This window comes from Kitasatospora sp. NPDC059648, from assembly GCF_042734825.1.
In the GTDB taxonomy this organism is placed as follows: Bacteria; Actinomycetota; Actinomycetes; order Streptomycetales; family Streptomycetaceae; genus Kitasatospora.
This window is the reverse complement of record NZ_JBHWDU010000242.1, coordinates 1-1,217: the sequence shown is the minus strand read 5'-3', so window position 1 is coordinate 1,217 and position 1,217 is coordinate 1. Positions and strand designations below refer to the sequence as shown.

The 1,217-nt window shown below is 67.9% G+C and carries 1 protein-coding gene; it reads right to left on the bottom strand.

Annotated elements, in window-relative coordinates; translation table 11 throughout:
- Positions 1-447: 447 nt before the first annotated feature.
- Entirely contained in the window at positions 448-924 is a 477-nt protein-coding gene (locus tag ACFV1W_RS40710; protein ID WP_380422629.1) for a hypothetical protein, read from the bottom strand.
- Positions 925-1,217 lie beyond the last annotated feature (293 nt).

Below are 1,217 nucleotides of genomic sequence, written 5' to 3'. Positions count from 1 at the left end.
CTACCTCACGCCACTCGAGACCCGCCAGCGGCACCGGCAAGGTCATACCCTCGCAGCGTAGACGGAGAGTGTCCAACCGCAGGGTGGAACTTCACCTGAGCACCCGAACCCCGGTTACCTCCCGCCCGACATGGACCTGCGCGTACACCCGGGCCTGCGGCGGGTCGGTGCGCACCGCGGACCGGCTGTGGTTGTGTGCCGACGCCAACCGCCCCGGAGGCAGGAAGCGGGGCCAGGGCATGGTGACCGTGCCCATCTCGGGCCAGGATGAAGCGGCTGTGGCTGCACGCCGGGAGCCCGTCCCTGCGGGAACTGGAGGCGCGGGCCGTGCGTGACGGTGTCAGCCGGCGGGGCGCAGCTGTGTGTTCATCAGGTCGGTGGACCTGTGTCAAGTACGCCTCGGCGAAGGCTATCCCGCCCCGGGGCGGCAGCCAGCGATGTGCAGAGCTACCCGATGGTAGTCCTTGGGCTCTGGACGTCACCGTAGTAGTGACCGTTGATCCAGACCCCGGTCGAAATCACGTAGGTGCCCTTCGGTGCGGTCCACTCCGACCACGACGACCCGTAACCCGGGTCGCGTCCCGCCCACACCGAGTCCCCCGTGGCCGAGGACGACGTGCAGCCGAAGTCGTGGGGCCAAGGGCCGTAGAGGTTGTTCACGTCCAAGGCGTGCGCGCAGTACGTCAGGCCCTGTCCGGTGTAGTTCGAATACGGGATCTGGGCTTCGATCGTGCGGCGGTCGTCCAGGACGTTGTAGCAGGAGTCCAGGTAGACCGCATTGCCGTAGACGGGCACGTACCGCTGGTGGTCGTTCCAGGAGCGGCACGCGTAGGCGCTGTCGGCGTGGGCGCTGCCGGTGCCGACGACCATGCCGCTGATGGCAATGGCGCCGGCGACGACGGCCTTGGTGAGACGTCCGGTCATTTTGCGCATCTCTTCCCCTCCAGTCGGCCCTGGCGTCGAAACATCAGGGCGTTGCGGCAACCGGCCGTTGGGCCGGCTCGGCACCATCTTTGTCTCGGCGGTAGCCGGCCACCACGACGTTGACCAGACGTTCGGCCGACACTTGCGCCGCGGCAGGGACGTTACTGACACCGAGCGGGAACTGCCAATGGATGGGCCTTCCCCCAAGGCCGGGTAGTTAAGGATTTCGGCCGGGGTGCAAGGTGGGGGCCGCTGGTGTGGCGGCTGTCGTGTAGCGGCCCCTGCGGACCTTC

Excerpts from the sequence above, each read along its gene's own strand:
- ACFV1W_RS40710 (WP_380422629.1), bottom strand. The coding sequence starts at position 924 with ATGACCGGACGTCTCACCAAGGCCGTCGTCGCCGGCGCCATTGCCATC.